Raw genomic sequence first — 18,670 nt, 5'->3', positions numbered from 1 at the left:
TCACACAACGTTTTCATGGGTGCAACAAATTATATTATTCATGTGTGCGCGCATCAGAAGGAAACACGTTATTTCTGCCACGGCAGAGGAGAAGGCTGTGCATTTCATGAACATTAGAATGTAAGTGACAGTTTATTTTGTTGATCCTAAAATACAACAGAATATTTGCTTTTTCTCAAAAACATGCCGCACGGCACGTTTCTTTCCTTATGCCGCCACATTACGATAACTCGGACGGGGGAAATTATAATGTGTGGTATTGTAGGATATATTGGTAATCAGAATTCGCAGGGGATCTTGGTTGAGGGTTTGAAGAAATTGGAATATCGTGGATATGATTCCGCTGGTATTGCTGTATTCACCCAAGAAGGACTGCAAGTAGTGAAAGCTCAAGGCCGTTTGGCGAATCTGCAGTCGAAGCTCGAAGACAGCCCGCTGGCAGGTAGCGCAGGTATCGGACACACACGCTGGGCGACTCACGGTAAACCATCCGATGAGAATTCACATCCACATACGGATAACAGCATGAAGTTCTCGGTAGTTCACAACGGTATTGTCGAAAACTATCTGGATCTGAAAGAAGAGCTGATCGCTGGCGGATGCCACTTTGTCTCTGAAACCGATACAGAAGTTATTTCACATCTGATTGCTCGCGAATATGACGGAGATATCGTGAAGGCTGTACAAAAAGCGATTACGTTCATGCGCGGTGCGTTTGCATTAGGCGTCCTGACTGAATATGAACCAGATAAACTGGTGGCTGTGCGTCAAGCTAGCCCGCTCATTATCGGTCTTGGCGAAGGAGAAAACTTTATCGGGTCAGATATTCCGGCACTGCTTGAATATACCCGTAACGTATATATTTTGAACGACGGCGAAATGGCTGTGCTGACAAGAGATGCTGTCGAATTGATGACGATTGAAGGCAATTTTATTTCTCGGGAAATGATTACTGTCGATTGGGATGCAGTTACCGCAGAAAAAGGCGGCTACGAGCATTTCATGCTGAAAGAAATACACGAGCAACCTAAGGCTTACCGCGACACCATGCGTGGTCGTATCAATGCCGAAGGCAACAAGGTTGTATTGCCTGAACTGAGCATGACTGAAGAACAAATCAAGAACATTCGTAACATTCAAGTCGTTGCTTGCGGAACAGCATACAACGCTGGGGTGGTAGGACGTACTATGATCGAATCTTTGGTTCGTATTCCGGTTGAGAATGATATCGCTTCGGAATATCGTTACCGTTCACCAATCGTGACTCCAGAAACTTTGGTTATCGTAGTCAGCCAATCCGGTGAGACTGCAGATACTTTGGCAGCTCTGCGTGAAGCACAAGCTAACGGGGCACATGTATTGGCGATCACTAACGTTGTGGGCAGTTCTATCGCTCGCGAAGCAAATGATGTGTTGGTAACCTTGGCGGGTCCGGAAATTGCAGTAGCTTCGACCAAAGCTTACACTTCACAATTGATCGCATTTGGATTGTTTGCCCTTTACTTGGCTGAAGTTCGTGGTACACAAACCGAAGCACAAGTTACTAAGATTCTTGCAGCTATGCAATCTCTACCAGAGCAAGTGGAAGAGATCCTAGCTCAAAAAGAAGCGATCAAAGGTTATGCTGAACAAATTTCTGAACACAAAAACTTGTTCTTCATCGGCCGCGGCGTAGACTACGCTGTTGCTCAAGAAGGATCCTTGAAGCTGAAGGAAATTTCTTATATTCACTCCGAAGCTTATGCTGCAGGTGAATTGAAACACGGTACATTAGCTCTGATCGAAGAAGGCGTTCCAGTTATTGCCCTGGCAACTCAGGAAGCTGTACTTGAGAAGACCGTCAGCAACATCAAAGAAGTGAAAGCTCGGGGCGCAGATGTGCTGGCAATCACGCACCAAGAGCATTTAACTGACCTGCTTAGATCAGTTGATCAAGTGTTCGTGATTCCTAAGACACTGCCAATGCTGACAGCAGCTTTGTCCGTAGTGCCTCTGCAATTATTGTCTTATTATGCTTCTCTTGCACTGGGTCATGATGTGGATAAACCACGTAACTTGGCGAAGAGTGTTACTGTGGAGTAGGATTGGTGATGTAAAAGTATAGATGTTAGAAGAAAATAAAGTATTAGACTGAGATGCTTCATTAAGCGAACTGGCAGGATGGTTTGAATATCCAATATACGGTATTATAATAATTATATCGATAGTTGTACTTTTTATATGCATCGGATACATTCAGTTCCAAGGGATGGTTCGAAACAGTGAAACAAAATCAATAAGGTATAAGCCGCTGTAATGCGGCTTATACCTTATTTTGATGGAATTCACGATCAAGCTTCATTTTGCCCTTCGGGTACATCATAAGATAATCGATTTACGGGTCAGATTAACAACTTTATCAAGGTGCTTTTCCATTACAAGAGGGAGGGATATTTTATCGGTCATAGGCCGGTGGAATAGTCGAAGAGGTAGGCCAGAAGTTTCAAAAGTGAAACAGAGGTTATCCCCTTTCAATATTGTATCTGACTTCATACAAGCTAGTATTTAACTGCTGGCTACTCAGAAAATTGTAAGGTAATATCACCGTTATTTGTATAAGTAGATAATTTTTTCGAACCCTTCTCTTTATTGGCAGGCAAATTGCTATCACCTTTCTTTACCTTGCTTAAAATCGCGAAATCATCATATGACCCCAGAATTGAACCGCTAATATTTCCGTTTTTTGTTTCAAGGGTTATAGCCGTCCCTGCATTCAATTTGTCCAGTTGGATATTTCCGTTATTTATGTTTACTTCCACTGTCCCTAAAAACGAGATTGTTGGTAATACAATACTTTCATTTGATGTTTTTAAAGTCAAATTTTTTAAAGTTGCATCAGGTATCCATACCTGAATAGTTCTGGTTACTTGTGAGCCTTTTCCTCCGATATAGTCGTTCCATTCCTTATTACTGTCACTTACCATTAACAGTTCTTTATCATCAGATAGATCAATGTTGTAAAAATCTTTCTCACTTTCATAGTAAACAATATGAATTTGTTCATCTTTAGATTGTTGGATAGTTATTTTTTTGTCCTTTACATCAATTGTTAAGGTATCAATCTTTTGGGCAGGGATGATGTAATTTTTTTCTTCCATGGAAGTGGAGTGGGAGGAGCATCCTGCCAATGCTATCAATAGTGTCACCAATATGCCTATAGTAGTTAGTAATTTTTTTGCAGTACTTTTCATTATAAAATTCTCCTTTGTTAAATCATTTTTTTTTTTAATATAGCCAGTCCTACGAATACCAATCCTAAGCTGCTCTGCAAAAAAATTGCGATATGCAACAAAGTATTAGAGTTGAACATAATGATCTTGAAAAAGTAATAAATCCATTTTTGTATTTCGTTGCGTTTATCAGTCGCATATGTTTTAATCATCATAAACTTTTGTGTTACAAAAAGGTCAAGAGGGTAGATATGAACAACTATTTTACAATTAAGCAAGCAGCTGAAATCGTAGAGATGACCAGTGAGACCTTGCGGCACTATGATCGGATTGGATTAGTCAAGCCATGTCATAAAGATGAATTGTCGGGATATCGATACTATTCCGAGCAGGAGCTCGTAAAGCTGCAAACCATTGAACTGCTCAAAGCAATGGATCTTACTTTAATGGATATTAAAGATATATTGCAGCAGAATGATCTCTCTAAAGTAATTGAATTTCTAAAACAGGCAGAAAAAAGAGCAGACGATAAAATTGCTCGTCTGCAGTATGCAAAATCGAAAATTAAACGTGCCTATCTACATTATGAAAATAAGTTCCACAACGGTTATAGTCAAAGTGAAAATTACTTTGTCAGAAACATAGAGGAAAGGGTAATTATGCTTTCGAATAAAATGGAAAGCCCCACACTTAAGAATTTATGGGACTATCACAGACATTTCTATCAACAAATTGAGACTTCTCTGCATTCACAATTTCTGTTTGAAGATATGGCGGGAATGTTCACGACTGAAGGAATAACACGGTTATTTGCTGTTTGCTTGAAATATCCGTCTTTAGAGGGGTTAACTGTGCTACCAGAAGGGGACTATCTGTGTGCAAACTGTACCGAAGAGAATAAGAATGCTGTATTACAAAATTTACTTGAAAGGGCAAAGACGGAATACGATGTGTGTCCAGATTTTGTTCTTCATAACATTATTGTGACTGGAATATTGCAGTGGGATTATCAGATACAACTGTTCATTAAGAAAAGCACATGTTAGATTAAAAGTCGCTAATTTAGCGGCTTTTTTTGATTAAGCAATCACGTTTCTTGCTCCAGGTTGAGGACAAGAACGTTATACTTCGCCGATTAGCTAAATATTTAACTATAGTTCAATGTTATCTATTTAGCTAACTAGCAGATTAACGCTATAAGCCTCTTAGGATTAGTATGCTTAAGTAAAAAAGTATTCTCAAGAATTATCTAATGTGAATAAATACAAATTCCACTTCAGTTAATCTATTTTCTATACATATTTTTAATAGTATATTGAGGTAAATAAAGTGATTATTCACTTTGATAAATCCGAAATTGCTTTGTCGGTATTATTTTATGACTTCGTAAGGATTGCAAAACCATCGAAATATGGGAGTTTAAAACAGATGCTGTGCCGTAGTTAGTTTTATGAAAGGAAGGTATAGGGGTGAATATTTATTACACTTCAAGCAAAGAGGATATCACTAAGGATGCACTCCAAGAGTTATTTCTTTCGGTAGAATGGGAGTCTGGCAAGTATCCAAACGAGCTTTTACAAGCAATCGGAGGGTCTCATTCAATTGTTACCGCTTGGGAAGGAGGAAAGCTTGTCGGTTTAATAAATGCTTTGTCAGATGGTGTTTTAACGGTATATTTTCATTATATGCTTATTAATCCGAGTTATCAGAGTATAGGTATAGGTAAGGAAATGATGAATATAATATTGCAAAACCATCGAAATATGGGAGTTTAAAACAGATGTTGTGCCGTAGTTAGTTTTATGAAAGGAAGGTATAGGGGTGAATATTTATTACACTTCAAACAAAGAGGATATCACTAAGGATGCACTCCAAGAGTTATTTCTTTCGGTAGAATGGGAGTCTGGCAAGTATCCAAACGAGCTTTTACAAGCAATCGGAGAGTCTCATTCAGTTGTTACCGCTTGGGAAGGAGGAAAGCTTGTCGGTTACTAAATGCTTTGTCAGATGGTGTTTTAACGGTATATTTTCATTATATGCTTATTAATCCGAGTTATCAGAGTATAGGTATAGGTAAGGAAATGATGAATATAATGCTTGATAGATATAAAGGGTGTAAAACAAAAGTATTAATTTCTTATCCGCATGCAGTGGATTTCTATAATAAATTTGGCTTTAATACAGAGGATGGAGCTACACCAATGTTTATCTCAGAGATGATATGATTAAACTAACGGGTCACGATAATTGAACAACAACAGCGGTAGTCAAATACTTATTTTTTATGAATTTGACGATTTCAGCCACGTAGGTAAAAGATTCCTCCATGCGTCCGATTATCACTCGCTTGATACCGTTCGTATTCCCTCTGATATCTATGGTGCGAAATTTGAGTTATCACTCAAGCCTTGTTCAAGCTGCTGTGTGTCAGTTTCAATGTCCGGCTGCGGCGGTCGTAATGCATCTCTATCCCCAGTGATCTGCTTAGCGGGCCTAACGGAACCATCAATTTCCCATTCCTCAACTGCGGCTGAGTCCCGATAAGAGGCACCTTTCTGGAATTCACAGTCAACTCCATCAGAGGCTCAGTATGCTTCAGCTGTTCTATGGATAAAGCCGCGGTGAGGGTTTCGTCCCCTTCGTTAATCCGCGGTGCGTTCAGATTCGTTCTGGAGCTTAAGCCCTCCCGGGTATTGAATTTCAATTTGATTCCGAGTGAATCGCTTGCATCCAGCAGCTTTTCATTATAGGAACCGTAGGGAAAAGCAATAGCTGAATCCGTATTGCCTAGCTCTTCCTTTAGCCTGCGTTCCGCCAGAGCCAGGTCCCCGGTTACCCTTCTGTAGTATTCTTCATTTAGCTCATTGCGGTTCTCATCATCAATGTACAGCAAGGCACTCGCCGACGGACGGGTACCTCCTTCTGCATCGACAATGCCATAATAATGCAGATTGTACGTATGATTATAGAAGCCCATTCCGGCACGTTTCATCTCCCTCATCTGCTCCCAGGTCAGTTTTGGTACCTTCCGCCCATCCGGGTTATCAACATCAGAAACAATGATGAAGTTAATTGCGGTGTAGCCGTGCTTTTGCAGAATAGGAAACGCCAGTTTATAAAAGCTCTCATAACCATCATCAAAAGTCAGCAGAACTGCATTATCGGGAACCGGAGCATTCTCCAGCATAAACCGCCGGTATTGCTCCATCGTAATGACCTGAAAGCCCTCCTGCTTCAGCAGCCGCATTTGTTCATCAAACTGTTCTGCGGATAATACACCGGGATAAAGCGATAACGATTCTTCTGTGAGATGATGGTACATGAGTACCGCCACCTGATCTTTGTAGTAAATGCCCTCGGGAAGTGGAGTCTGCTTCTCCCAGCCGATACGGGCATTAAGAACCTGCTCAGCTACGTCTTTAGCAAGCATAAATTCATGATCCGGATACAGAACATAGGCATCTGTTGTGATCTTGTGTCCGTCAACACTGGTGATTTCCAGCTTAGACATAGTTTTATACGTAAGAAGTGAAGACAAGCAGACCATTAGCGATAAAATAACGAGGATATAATATTTTTTTAGTTTCAGTTTGTTTAGTTTCAATGTTCAAGTCTCCCTACATCCTGATTGCATTAATATATATATAACGCTTCAGACACCAAAAAATGTGACAGGGATTCTTGAACAGTTTTTCAGCCGATCAGAGCTGCCCTTTTTTATAGAAGTAAAGGGCAGGATAACTCAGTAATTTCGCGAATACTCAAAAGATGGAATTATTACAACGTTTCCGAATAAGACGTTATAAGAAATCGGCGAGAAACTATAAGGAGCAGAAAACATGAAATGCCCTCACTGTAACAACGAATTAAGTGAACTTCCTTTATGTTACGGAAGTGAAGCGCCATATTATTTTTACACTGTACCAGAAGAGAAGAGAACAGAATTAATTAGAGACTTTTGTGTAATTGATGAACAGCATTTCTTTATTAGAGGCCATATTGAAATACCAATAATTGATAGCAAAGAGAAATTTATATGGAGTGTTTGGGTTTCTCTTAGTGAAGAAAACTTTCTGAAGTCTAATGAATTATTGCACGTAGAAGGAAGGGAGACGGAAGAACCTTATTTTGGCTGGTTATCGACGGAACTTTCAATATATCCAATAACTACATTATCGTTAAAGACAATGGTGCATACACAAGAGGTTGGTGCTGTTCCGTTAATAGAATTAGAACAAACGAATCATCCACTTGCAGTTGAACAAAGAGAAGGAATTACAATGGAGAGAGTGAAAGAAATTGCTCATTTAATAAATCATAGTCAGTAAGAGAAGAATTTGAAAGTATAGTCGAAGAAGCTGCCGACATCTTATTAAATCATATCTACGCCAGCAGACAACCCTGCAAGGCTAAACTCGGTGCGTAATGTTGTTTAAGCTAACAGGAGACTTTTGTTCAATGAAACAGAGACAGTCTAATATTTTATTTTCTGCTGACAATAACACGTTAGTCCTGATGATGTGAATAATCATCGGGACTTTTTTATCCAAAAAGGCAATTTTTTAGAAGGTATATTCTTGAAACAGGCTAAGCTAACTGAAGTTTTTCTTCATAAGTTGTCGCCCGTGAAACACTCAACGTCACCCCGTACTCCTATAAGGGAGTTAACGAGTGTCGTTTTTTCATGCCCAATTTTACAGATGTAGTATCAACAAGGCGTGTCCTAAATCATTACACCTATAAAGATCACGGGTTAAATTGCAATCAATTTCAACTGATGGAAAGTTAGCTTTACATACACATTCCAATGTGTTATTCTTACGGAAAGTTAACTTTCCATAATTGCTTCAGGAGGTAAGATATTGAAAAACAGGCTTGAAGAGATTAGAAAAGAAAAAGGTATTAAACAAGAAGAATTAGCGGATAAATTGGAAGTATCCAGGCAAACGATTGGTTCACTTGAAAATGGCCGGTATAACCCATCGATCATTCTTGCATTTAAGATTGCGCGATTTTTTGAAATGAGTATTGAAGATATTTTCATTTACGAGGAGGAGCTGGGTAATGAAAACGGCAAGTAAATGGGTGCTCTTAACAATTGCAGGTGCTATTATGGTTTATATGGGTGGAATCATTTTTACTGACGAGAAGCTAAAAGGAATTTCCGGTTTGCTCATTGGTGTGGGTTCAGTCCTTGCAGTGCTTGGAGTAGGAAATATGGTTTATTCGTTATGGCTAAATAAGCCCCAGAACAAAGTGAAAAATGATGAGAAAGTTAGAATGAGTAAAATTGAGGCTAATGATGAACGTAAAATAAGAATAAGAGAAAAAGCGGGTTGGAAAACTAATATTGTTAACTTTTACATCCTAATGGCTCTAACTGTTGTATTTAGTTTAATGGGAGTAGATCAAACTGTAGTCACTGTGTTATGTGGTGTTTTCATTTTTCAAATTTCCTTAGGAATCTTCCTGTTTAATTATTATGCTAAGAGAATGTAATTGGAATGACGTGACATCAATTAGACCATTCGAAAATATTTTGTTAGGAGAGAATGACATGGAAGTATTTGCAGAATATTTAGCGCAGATTGATAACCCGCAACATCGGGAAAGAATGGAAGAAGTTTTGGCTTGGGTAGCTGGAAAATTTACTGATTTAAAGCCAAAAGTTGCGTGGAATCAGCCTATGTTTACCGATCACGAGACTTTTATTATTGGCTTCAGTGTATCCAAACATCATTTGGCGGTTGCCCCTGAAATTGCAGGAATTAATCGTTTTTCTGATGAAATTGTGCAGGCAGGTTATGATCACACCAAGCAGTTGTTACGCATCCGATGGGAAAGTCCCGTTGATTTCTCATTACTTGAAAAAATGATCGAGTTTAATATTTTGGATAAGGCAGACTGTTCAACTTTTTGGCGGAAATAAAACGTATTATTTAGCGTTCAATTCATTTTAAGCAAATTTATATGTGGAAGCACCGGAGGACAAGTCACTTTAATACGTGATTTGTCTTTTTTATTTGAATTCTCAGCGTGAAATATTCAATATTTTGGAAGGTGGATGGAATGTTGAAAGCGAATTTATACACATTAGTTCAACCTGATGAATGCTGAAAAATGGAAGTGAGACAAATGGCTACTGTAGGCGAGAGCCAATTCAGATTGGAGGATGAAAATGCTACTAAACGATGATCAACTATTAGAGCTATTAAGAGGTCAGGGTGTTCCTGAGATTCTTGAGATTAAAAGAACAAAACAAGAAATACGCAATCGAGCAGCACTCAATAAAATAGAAGTGTATACGAAAAACAATAAGGTTTTGTCGTTATTAGAGAAAATCACAAAGTCAGATCATATTCCATATGAAAATATGATTTATAATCATTACTCTACCAAGGATGTATCTATTCCGAGAGTCTTTTTTAATAAATATGATACAGCTGGACAAGTGGGTATATTGTTGATGGAAGATCTGACCCCGACACATACCAATTTAGCTGACTGGGAAGTGCCTATTGATTCTAATAAATTAGCAAACATTATTGATGTGATCACACAGTTTCATTCTGCTTCTTGGGAGACAAGCGAGTTAGCTCATCCCGAGCATTTGAAAAGTATAGAGCATTATTTAAAGCATATTTCGTATTTGGAGAGAGATTATCTGGCTTTTAGAAAGCACCAGACATATAACCTTGGGGAAGAACAGTTTAGTATTTACGAGAAGAGTTTACTTAGCTTGCGTGAAAATGCCCAGAAACATATTAGTCGTATCTCCAGATATCAAAATACAACATGCATCCATGGTGATCTAAATGTTGGCAATTTATTATATCCGATGTTCAGCAGTTCAAGGCCGTGCATCATTGATCTTGAAGCAGTGAAGGTTGGGCTTTGTACGGAGGATCTCGTTATGTTATTTATCCACGATTTGTTTCATGGCAGTGCCGAGACTACACGTATTTTTGATCTGTATTTTCATTCAATTAACAATAAAATCAGGAGCGCATACACGTACACACAATTTGTGGAGGACGTTAGATTATCGATTATGGAAGGAATCTTTTTTCCAATAAAGTTATTTGTTCATGAAGGAATTAAGGATGAGGAGCTTATATGGAAGTCGATAAATGCTTATAAGAATCTCGTCTGAAAGGAAGTGGCCCTCGTTGTTTTTTCTTCAGATGTCTGGATACCCCGGATCAGGGAAGTCTTCATTAGCCAGAGTAATAGCGCAGCATACTTCTGCTGTTATTCTTGATCACGACATTGTAAAGTCTTCTCTTATGGAATCACTTGGAGCAAACTTTGGGTTCAAGGAAGTTGGGAAAATTTCGTATGATATTGAATGGGCCTTGATAGATTTTCACTTATCTCAAGGTCATAATGTTATACTCGATAGCCCTTGTTTATACTCTGAGATGATAGAGAGAGGATTGAATCTGACCCAGAAATATAATGCGGAATATAAATATGTAGAATGTTTATTAAATGACTATGACGAGCTCAATAATAGACTGCGAAATAGAAAAAGAATGATTAGCCAGATTGAAAGAGTGCCTTCTGAAGAGACATTGCTTAAAACTATTGAAAATGCTAAAAAGCCATCTAATGTCAGAATACATATTGTTAATACAAAGGAACCGATTGAATCCTATATTAAAAGTGTCATTGAATACTTAAATACTTAGCCTGAATTTTAAGGAGGGGAACAGATGGATTTTGAGAAAGCAGCCCATTTCATTTGGACACATGGCAGATTATTAGAAAGGAGGGTTTTTGAATATATTTTCCACGGTGGATCAATGAGCAATGTTGTGACTTCACTAACAGCCTACCAGAACGAAGATGGTGGGTTTGGAAATGCAATAGAGCCGGATTTGCGGGCACCCGGTAGTCAGCCACTTTTCATGGAATTTGCACTACGTTTTTTATATGACTGTAACATAAAAGATGAAGAACTTTCTCAAAAAGCATGTGATTATATTTCAAAGCATGCTGACTTAAAAAAAGGGATTCCAACAATATTTCCTTCATCAGCAAACTATCCAAGAGCAGAACATTGGAATAACCCTCTTTCTACAGAGCCATCATTTAGCAGACTTACTGGTCTTGTCGGGCTTCTTAAATGGCAAGGGATAGAACATTCCTGGCTTGATAAAGCGACAGAAATTTGTTTGGAAGATATTCGCGCACAAGCCTATGATGATGCGCATACAATTTTGACTGCATTTTATTTATTGGAAAGCTTACCTCAATCGGATTTTATCAAAGGATTATTTCAAAAATTATCTAAGGAGCTTATTACTGCCAACTTTTTTTGCTTGGATGCCGCATCCCACAGTTATGGACTCTCTCCTCTAGAATTTTCGCCATCACCAACTTCTTACTGTAGCAGCATATTTTCTGATGAAACCATTCTTGATCATTTAAAAGTATTAGAATACCAACAGGAGGATGATGGAGGATGGCAGATAAAATGGGAGCCTCCCGGTGAAACAGCGAGGTTGGAATGGAGAGCCTATAAGACGCTAAAGAGTTTGATGATACTAAATTCATACAATAAGATTAATCTATAAATTGATCGCGGAGATAATAAACACTCCAAGGAGAGGAACCTATGAACAAATTAAGGGTGATTATAATTCCGTTATTCTTAATCTTTTTATTGGGATGTAGTGATGAGCAAATTAGCGATAATTCAAAAAAAGAATATAGCCAAGCTGAACAATTTATTACCGATATGGGCTATTTGATCATTAGTAATGAAGGAATTGTTTCTGAATATTTATTAGATAAAAAGCTGCTGACGGACATGCCATACATGCAATACTGGAGTGTTCAAAGTGTTGATCCAGTCGATTATATAGGCAAGGAAATAACTACAAGTAAGTTCATCGTTAAAAATCACCCCTTAGATAATGAGAAGGATAATACAAAAAAACAAACCCTGATTTTTCTGCTAGAAGCAGACGATCAAGTGATAGGAGGCTATAGTTTTCCTGATTTCGCTGAATTACATATGGGCTGGGTTTACACCATTGATGGAAAAACACTCGAAGAATTGACCGGAGAAGCATTCCCAAAATGGTCAAAGGAGTGGAATTTAAAGTACAAATAAAAATAATAATTTCATCTAGCCAAATTTTACGGAGCCCGAGCTCTTTAGTGAATAGGGGAAGATCGTCTACGCCCCAAAAGCCTGCCGGTATTTCACAGGAGACATGCCTTCAAACCTTCTGAACACTTTAATAAAATAGCTGGATTGGGCAAAACCGGACTGAGTAGCAACCTGAGCAATGGAGAGTCCTGTGGAAACCAGTAAAAGCTTGGCTTTAGCCAGCCGACAATCGGTTAAATAACGGTTTGGAGTTTTACCCATAACCACCCGGAACAGCCTTAGAAAATGATAGCTGCTGTAACCGGTCAATCTTGCCATCGATTCAAGAGACCAAGGGCTGGCACATTCGACATGAATGATATCTGCTGCACTGCGGATGGACTGTCTAACCTCGTGCGGTACTGAGCCGTGAAGCGGCTCGGAGTTCTGCAGCAAGTTCACTAGAAGCTCATACAGCAGAGCAGATAGCCTTGGTTCGCTACGGGTCACGTAGGAAGCGCTCAGTAGGTACATTTCCTCGAATAGCTCGTCCAGCTTAGCATCCAAATCAAAAGTGAACAGGTATGCACGAGACTGGTCCACTTCTTCTAATAAGGGAAGGACAATTTCAGTGTTAAAATGAACCCAGCGGACATCCCAAGGCTCGCCTGGGTCAGAGCCGTATTGCTGATAAGCCCCTTTTGGGTACAGAAAACCTCGTCCTCTACTCATCGGAATACGTTCGCCCTCATGGAATACATAACCCTCCCCACCAAAAATCAAATGCAGGTTATAACTCCCAAGAAACCCTTCGCTTCTTCTCTCTGTATGTTGTGGAAAGTGAGTGTAATGTCCCAAAAATTCAGGATAACAGACATATTTTGAAAAAGCCGGTGTCGGCAAATACCATTGTTTCTTCATGTTTGGCAGCACCCATTTCTGTAGCGCAACAGAGCGCAAGTTGGATTAAGGCAATAAACGCAAGATTGTTATATGATAGCAATATTTTGTTATATAAGACCTCTTATCATTGATACTACAATAGAATTATAAAATATTGAAAGCATATTTTTAATACTTTGGAGGTAATGATGAAGAAACCTGTCGCAACTGAAAAATTCGAGCTTGGCGTCTGTTATTATCCGGAGCACTGGCCAGAAAACATGTGGGAGGACGATTATCGCCGGATGCGTGAACTCGGCTTTACGATCATTCGGATGGGGGAGTTTGCTTGGTCTATTTTTGAACCGGCAGAAGGGGAGTTTCAGTTCGGGCTCTTTGATCGGGCGATTGATCTAGCACATAAATATGGTCTTCAGGTTGTACTTGGTACTCCGACGGCGACGCCTCCAGCTTGGTTGACTGATAAATATCCCGAAGTTTTAAATGTAACCTACGAAGGTGTTACACTTCAGCATGGCATGCGCCGTCATTATAATTACAGCAGTCCTAAATACCGGGAACTGTGTGCACGTATTGCAGAACAAATGGCTGAACATTACGGCAATCATCCGGGTGTAGTTGGCTGGCAAATTGATAATGAGCTCAACTGTGAGATCAGTGAATTTTATTCGGAGAGTGACCATAAGGCTTTCCGGGAATGGCTACAGCATAAATATGTTACGCTTGAGCATTTGAACGAGGCTTGGGGAGCTGTTTTTTGGAATCAAAGCTATAGTGACTGGTCTCAGGTCTATCTCCCACGTCCGACTCCAGTACCGAAGCAGCCCAATCCTCATCAGGCATTGGATGAAAAACGGTTTATTTCGGACAATACAATTTCTTTTGCCAAAAACCAAGCGGATATCATTCGTAAACTTGCCCCTAAGCAATGGGTAACCACGAACGGTCTGTTCGGGCATCTTGATAGCCATGAAATGACGGATGAACTGCTGGATTTCTTCAGCTATGATTCCTATCCTCAGTTCTCTACTATTTTTTATGACCCCAATGAGCGGAATCCGCTGAATGATAGAGGCTGGGGACTGTCGTTATCTGTTGTTCGTTCGATATCCCCGAATTTCTGCATTATGGAGCAGCAGTCGGGCCCGGGTGGCTGGGTGAACCGGATGGATATGCCTTCTCCAAAGCCCGGGCAGATGCGGTTATGGACTTATCAGTCGATCGCTCATGGAGCAGATATGGTGCTATATTTCCGCTGGCGGACAGCTACGATGGGCAATGAAATTTATTGGCATGGAATCAATGACTATCATAATCAGCCTAACCGGAGAGTGCGGGAAGCGGGGCAGATCGGTCAGGAGCTGGCAGCAGCAGGTCAAGCGTTTATCGGTACTCATAATCAGGCTAACGTTGCTATTGTTCGTGATTATGACAATGAGTGGGATGGAGAATACGATGTTTGGCATGGCCCGTTTATGTGGAAGAGCAATAAGGAGTGGTACAAGGCTCTTCAGCGGAAGCATATCCCGAATGACGTGCTCTATCTGCGCAAAAAAACAACGCTGGAGGAGCTTGCAAGGTACGACGTGCTTATCTATCCTCACCCAGCGATTATGACAGATGAGACAGCGTCTCTGCTGGATGAATATGTTCAACAAGGCGGCAAACTGATCTTCGGCTGTAGAACTGGCTATAAGGATGAGCGCGGTCAATGTTATATGCGTCCTTTCCCAGGTGCTGCTAAGGATCTATGCGGGATCACAGTTGAAGAATTCACAATGGTTAAGGGCAGTCGTCAGCCAACAACAATTAGCTGGTCGGGCGCGACCGAAGTCGTTACAGGAGCAGATGACTTTAATGATATTCTCAAAATAGAGGAAGCTTCGGTTGAAGTGATGGCGGTTTACGCCTCTGATTATTATGCAGGAAAACCGGCGGTAACTAGAAATCGTCGCGGCAAGGGTGAGGTTTGGTATTACGGAGCCGTATTTAATGAACAGGCAGCGGCTGAGATCATAAATTTAATGGATCTACAATCGCCAGCAGATTGGCTGGAGCTCCCAGAAGAGGTAGAGCTGCAAGTCCGTACCGGAGCTTCTTCCAGTTATGCTTTTTTGCTTAATTATAGTGAGACTCCTGTCACGATCCATCTTCATGAGACCAAAACAGATTTACTGAGCGGCACAACATTCTCGGGCGAGGTGCTTCTGGAAGGATTTGGGGTACTGGTGCTATACTAACGTACACGTTGATCTCACATTTGAGTAGATTTGGATAATTCTCTCTTTTCGGTTATACTTTGAAGTAGCAATTATATAGTCACGGGAGCTTGGTGGGACCAGGCTGAGAGGATAGTTATAACTATCGACCGTCAAACCTGATCTGGATAATGCCAGCGGAGGAAATGGAGCTCTATTTCTATTTGTCTACTCTAAGGCCTCATCTTATACAGATGTGGCCTTTTCTATGTGTGGGGAGTAGACCGTCTCCGCTTGATCAAATCACCTTATAGGAGGAATTGAGATGACAAGCGAATTGAACAACGATCCAATCAATTTATCAGCTTTTCCAGCAAGTCAAAAAGTTTATGTAAAGGGTTCACGGCCTGATATTCAGGTGCCTATGCGGAAGATCTCACTTAGTCCAACTGCGGGCATAGACGGCGAAGAGGAGAATGCCCCAATTCATGTCTATGACACAAGCGGGGCTTACACGGATGCTAATATTCAAACTGATATTCGTCAGGGGTTAGAGCCCAATCGTCTAAGCTGGATTGAGGAACGAGGGGATGCGGAAGCGTACGAAGGAAGAAACGTGAAGCCTGAAGATAACGGGAATGCAACGGGAAAAGCTGTGGCGGAAGTGTTTCCAGCGCTCCATAGAAAAACTTTGCGAGCGAAAAAGGGGCGTAATGTCTCTCAAATGCATTATGCACGCAAAGGAATTATTACTTCCGAAATGGAATACGTTGCGATTCGTGAGAATGTGGCACCGGAATTTGTAAGAGATGAAGTGGCCCGCGGCCGCGCCATCATTCCAGCGAATATCAATCATCCAGAGAGTGAACCGATGATTATTGGACGAAATTTTTTAGTGAAGATCAATGCCAATATAGGAAATTCCGCAGTATCCTCCTCCATAGAGGAAGAGGTAGAGAAGATGAGATGGGCCACCCGCTGGGGTGCAGATAATATAATGGATCTTTCCACAGGTAAAAACATCCACACTACACGCGAGTGGATCATCCGCAATTCTCCTGTTCCTATTGGAACGGTGCCTATCTATCAAGCGTTGGAAAAAGTGAATGGAAAAGCGGAAGATTTAACGTGGGAAGTGTACCGTGATACGCTCATTGAGCAAGCGGAGCAAGGGGTTGATTATTTTACCATTCATGCGGGGGTTCTGCTTCGTTATATCCCGTTGACTGCACAACGTATGACAGGTATTGTTTCAAGAGGTGGCTCCATCATGGCGGCATGGTGTCTTGCGCATCATCAAGAGAACTTTTTATATACACATTTTGAAGAGATATGTGAAATCATGAAGCTATACGATGTTTCTTTTTCCCTAGGCGATGGATTACGTCCGGGTTCGATTGCTGATGCGAATGATGAAGCACAATTTGCCGAGTTAGAGACGTTAGGTGAATTAACAGCTATAGCTTGGAGTCATGATGTACAGGTGATGGTAGAGGGTCCAGGACATGTACCGATGCACTTGATTAAGGAGAATATGGATAAGCAACTTGAAACTTGCAACGAAGCCCCTTTTTATACATTAGGTCCACTGACTACAGATATCGCGCCTGGTTATGATCATATTACTTCTGCTATAGGTGCAGCGATGATTGGTTGGTTCGGTACAGCAATGTTATGTTACGTAACTCCGAAGGAGCATCTTGGCCTGCCTAATAAGGAAGATGTACGTGTAGGGGTCATTACTTATAAAATAGCGGCTCATGCCGCAGATTTGGCGAAAGGGCATAAAGGAGCACAAGACCGGGATAATGCTCTTTCAAAAGCCCGTTTTGAATTTCGTTGGCGTGATCAATTTCATTTATCGATAGATCCTGAGCGAGCGCTAGAATATCATGATGAGACATTGCCTGCGGAAGGCGCTAAAACAGCTCATTTCTGTTCCATGTGCGGGCCGAAATTTTGCAGTATGAAGATCTCTCATAATATCCGTAATTCGACGAGAATTGAATCAGGAATGCAAGAGAAGACAGAAGAGTTTCTCCAAGGCGGGAGCCTCATTTATAGATAACTTTTTCTGCTAAAAAGAAATATCTAAAAGAAGTCGTCATTGGCGGCTTCTTCTTTTATACTTTGAATAGATAGGAGTTGATGAAATGGAAGCGATTCGTTCAGAGGAAGCCATTTTAGAGGATTTAAGTAATAGTTTCTATCATTTTTTTGGATTGAAAGTCCTTCATGCTACCCCAATAAAACGTGGCTGGTTAAATCTTAAATGGAAAATCACAACGGATTCAGGGCAATTTCTACTTAAACAATACAACAAAAAAAGATATAAATTGTATAACCCAGAAGAGCTGAACTTTGCTTTTTCTCAACAGAAAAGATTGTATCTACAGGGGCTCCCCTGTCCCGGATTGTTGGCTTATAACCATAAAGTTTTACTGGAATCAGATCAGGGAGAAACGTTTATGGCTATGGAATATTGTGAAGGGCGTGTCATAGAGCCGGGTAAAATTAATATCCATCAAATGTTTGATTTGGGTCGTGCCACAGGTAAAATGCATCGTTTATTAAATGATGGGACCCTTAGTTTGAAAAGAAACCCACAATTTATTCCCCAAAGCCCTGAGGAACGTTTAGAACATTGGAATGTACTCCTACAACAATCAAAGGAAATGGGCAAAACCTCACTTATCACTGACCTAGAGATACAACTAAGAGCGACTGAAGAAATAGATCCGGAAATATTCGAAGGACTTGAAGCTGGATGGGCACATCGTGATTTATGGGTTGATAATCTTTTATTTCAAGATAGCCAATTGTCTGCAATTCTAGATTTTGATCGGTTCAAATATGATTATCCGCAGCTTGATGTTGCACGAGCAGTGATGTCATGTGCTCTAGATGAAGATTTAGATGGAGCACTAGCCTCAGCATTTATTGACGGATATCGTGAGGAACGAACGGTGGAGCAGGGGGATTTAACAAAATCATTGCAGTTATTGTGGTATATGGAAAGCCCATGGTGGATTAATGCCGAGATGGACAAACATAGTGTACCTCCAAAACGTTTTGCAAAAGAAATGAATTGGCTTGCTAAGAATCTGAACAACTTACCTGCTATCATAGGGAACTTATAGTGAAAACGATTGAATTATAGCCTAAAAGATGCATTGACCAGCAAAAGGTTTGGCGCCTATAATCTTAACAAGGAAAATCCATCAGATATTGAACTGTTTGTAAACGCATACAATGAGTTT

19 protein-coding genes and 1 riboswitch are annotated in these 18,670 nt (G+C 40.4%); of the genes, 16 read left to right on the top strand and 3 right to left on the bottom strand.

The annotated features are described in order from the left end of the window. Positions 1-249: 249 nt before the first annotated feature. Positions 250-2,082, top strand: a complete 1,833-nt coding sequence (gene glmS, locus MKZ09_RS29755; RefSeq protein WP_076208469.1) for a glutamine--fructose-6-phosphate transaminase (isomerizing) — start codon at positions 250-252, stop codon at positions 2,080-2,082. Between the two features lie 473 nt (positions 2,083-2,555). On the opposite strand, the gene MKZ09_RS29750 is transcribed toward glmS, so the two are convergent. After that, on the bottom strand, positions 2,556-3,230 hold the full coding sequence (locus MKZ09_RS29750; RefSeq protein ID WP_076208468.1) for a DUF4097 family beta strand repeat-containing protein: 675 nt from the start codon (positions 3,228-3,230) through the stop codon (positions 2,556-2,558). 230 nt (positions 3,231-3,460) lie between these two features. On the opposite strand from MKZ09_RS29750, the gene MKZ09_RS29745 reads away from it, so the two are divergent. The 4 genes from MKZ09_RS29745 to MKZ09_RS29730 all read left to right on the top strand — a co-directional run bounded on the left by MKZ09_RS29745 (position 3,461) and on the right by MKZ09_RS29730 (position 5,434). Continuing rightward, a complete protein-coding gene (locus MKZ09_RS29745) occupies positions 3,461-4,255 on the top strand; it encodes a MerR family transcriptional regulator (protein WP_076208467.1) in 795 nt (264 codons plus the stop codon). Positions 4,256-4,678: 423 nt separating this feature from the next. After that, entirely contained in the window at positions 4,679-4,984 is a 306-nt protein-coding gene (locus tag MKZ09_RS29740; RefSeq protein ID WP_341041628.1) for a GNAT family N-acetyltransferase, read from the top strand. 46 nt (positions 4,985-5,030) lie between these two features. Continuing rightward, the gene (locus MKZ09_RS29735; protein ID WP_256719339.1) at positions 5,031-5,204 is read left to right on the top strand and encodes a hypothetical protein; all 174 of its coding nucleotides are present in this window, start codon (positions 5,031-5,033) and stop codon (positions 5,202-5,204) included. Positions 5,205-5,245: 41 nt separating this feature from the next. Continuing rightward, positions 5,246-5,434 carry a GNAT family N-acetyltransferase gene (locus MKZ09_RS29730; RefSeq protein WP_341041925.1) on the top strand — a complete coding sequence of 63 codons (189 nt, stop codon included), beginning with the start codon at positions 5,246-5,248 and terminating at the stop codon, positions 5,432-5,434. A 176-nt stretch (positions 5,435-5,610) separates the two neighbouring features. On the opposite strand, the gene MKZ09_RS29725 is transcribed toward MKZ09_RS29730, so the two are convergent. After that, on the bottom strand, positions 5,611-6,813 hold the full coding sequence (locus MKZ09_RS29725) for a polysaccharide deacetylase family protein (RefSeq protein ID WP_076208637.1): 1,203 nt from the start codon (positions 6,811-6,813) through the stop codon (positions 5,611-5,613). Positions 6,814-7,048: 235 nt separating this feature from the next. Here MKZ09_RS29725 and MKZ09_RS29720 point away from each other — a divergent pair, with 235 nt between their 5' ends. From MKZ09_RS29720 to MKZ09_RS29685, 8 genes are all read left to right on the top strand, one after another. Next, complete coding sequence (locus MKZ09_RS29720) at positions 7,049-7,537, top strand: DUF2199 domain-containing protein (protein ID WP_076208636.1); 489 nt, start codon at positions 7,049-7,051, stop codon at positions 7,535-7,537. 534 nt (positions 7,538-8,071) lie between these two features. Further along, positions 8,072-8,290, top strand: coding sequence for a helix-turn-helix transcriptional regulator (locus MKZ09_RS29715; RefSeq protein ID WP_036681352.1), 219 nt, complete (start codon positions 8,072-8,074; stop codon positions 8,288-8,290). Further along, positions 8,274-8,708 carry a hypothetical protein gene (locus MKZ09_RS29710; protein WP_076208635.1) on the top strand — a complete coding sequence of 145 codons (435 nt, stop codon included), beginning with the start codon at positions 8,274-8,276 and terminating at the stop codon, positions 8,706-8,708. The genes MKZ09_RS29715 and MKZ09_RS29710 overlap by 17 nt, the downstream gene beginning before the upstream one ends. 58 nt (positions 8,709-8,766) lie before the next feature. After that, positions 8,767-9,138, top strand: a complete 372-nt coding sequence (locus tag MKZ09_RS29705; protein ID WP_036681355.1) for an iron chaperone — start codon at positions 8,767-8,769, stop codon at positions 9,136-9,138. 249 nt (positions 9,139-9,387) lie between these two features. Beyond that, entirely contained in the window at positions 9,388-10,362 is a 975-nt protein-coding gene (locus MKZ09_RS29700; protein WP_076208634.1) for a phosphotransferase, read from the top strand. Between the two features lie 16 nt (positions 10,363-10,378). Beyond that, positions 10,379-10,900: an AAA family ATPase gene (locus MKZ09_RS29695; RefSeq protein ID WP_076138389.1), complete on the top strand. Its 522-nt coding sequence runs from the start codon at positions 10,379-10,381 to the stop codon at positions 10,898-10,900. Between the two features lie 24 nt (positions 10,901-10,924). Next, complete coding sequence (locus tag MKZ09_RS29690) at positions 10,925-11,788, top strand: hypothetical protein (protein ID WP_076208633.1); 864 nt, start codon at positions 10,925-10,927, stop codon at positions 11,786-11,788. A gap of 41 nt (positions 11,789-11,829) precedes the next feature. Continuing rightward, on the top strand, positions 11,830-12,330 hold the full coding sequence (locus MKZ09_RS29685; RefSeq protein WP_076208632.1) for a hypothetical protein: 501 nt from the start codon (positions 11,830-11,832) through the stop codon (positions 12,328-12,330). A gap of 66 nt (positions 12,331-12,396) precedes the next feature. Here MKZ09_RS29685 and MKZ09_RS29680 read toward each other — a convergent pair whose 3' ends face one another. Continuing rightward, the gene (locus tag MKZ09_RS29680; RefSeq protein WP_076208631.1) at positions 12,397-13,230 is read right to left on the bottom strand and encodes a helix-turn-helix transcriptional regulator; all 834 of its coding nucleotides are present in this window, start codon (positions 13,228-13,230) and stop codon (positions 12,397-12,399) included. A gap of 170 nt (positions 13,231-13,400) precedes the next feature. Here MKZ09_RS29680 and MKZ09_RS29675 point away from each other — a divergent pair, with 170 nt between their 5' ends. From MKZ09_RS29675 to MKZ09_RS29665, 3 genes are all read left to right on the top strand, one after another. Beyond that, positions 13,401-15,452, top strand: a complete 2,052-nt coding sequence (locus MKZ09_RS29675; protein WP_076208630.1) for a beta-galactosidase — start codon at positions 13,401-13,403, stop codon at positions 15,450-15,452. Between the two features lie 71 nt (positions 15,453-15,523). Continuing rightward, a riboswitch (TPP riboswitch) is annotated at positions 15,524-15,633 on the top strand. A gap of 102 nt (positions 15,634-15,735) precedes the next feature. Further along, entirely contained in the window at positions 15,736-17,478 is a 1,743-nt protein-coding gene (gene thiC, locus MKZ09_RS29670; RefSeq protein WP_076208629.1) for a phosphomethylpyrimidine synthase ThiC, read from the top strand. Between the two features lie 85 nt (positions 17,479-17,563). Further along, on the top strand, positions 17,564-18,550 hold the full coding sequence (locus MKZ09_RS29665) for a phosphotransferase (protein ID WP_076138380.1): 987 nt from the start codon (positions 17,564-17,566) through the stop codon (positions 18,548-18,550). The last annotated feature ends 120 nt before the right edge of the window (positions 18,551-18,670 follow it).

Origin of the sequence: Paenibacillus sp. FSL R5-0908 (assembly GCF_038006245.1) — a bacterium.
Classification (GTDB): Bacteria; Bacillota; Bacilli; order Paenibacillales; family Paenibacillaceae; genus Paenibacillus_AQ; species Paenibacillus_AQ odorifer.
Note: the sequence above shows the minus strand (reverse complement) of the source record. Positions and strands in the feature narration are given on the sequence as shown.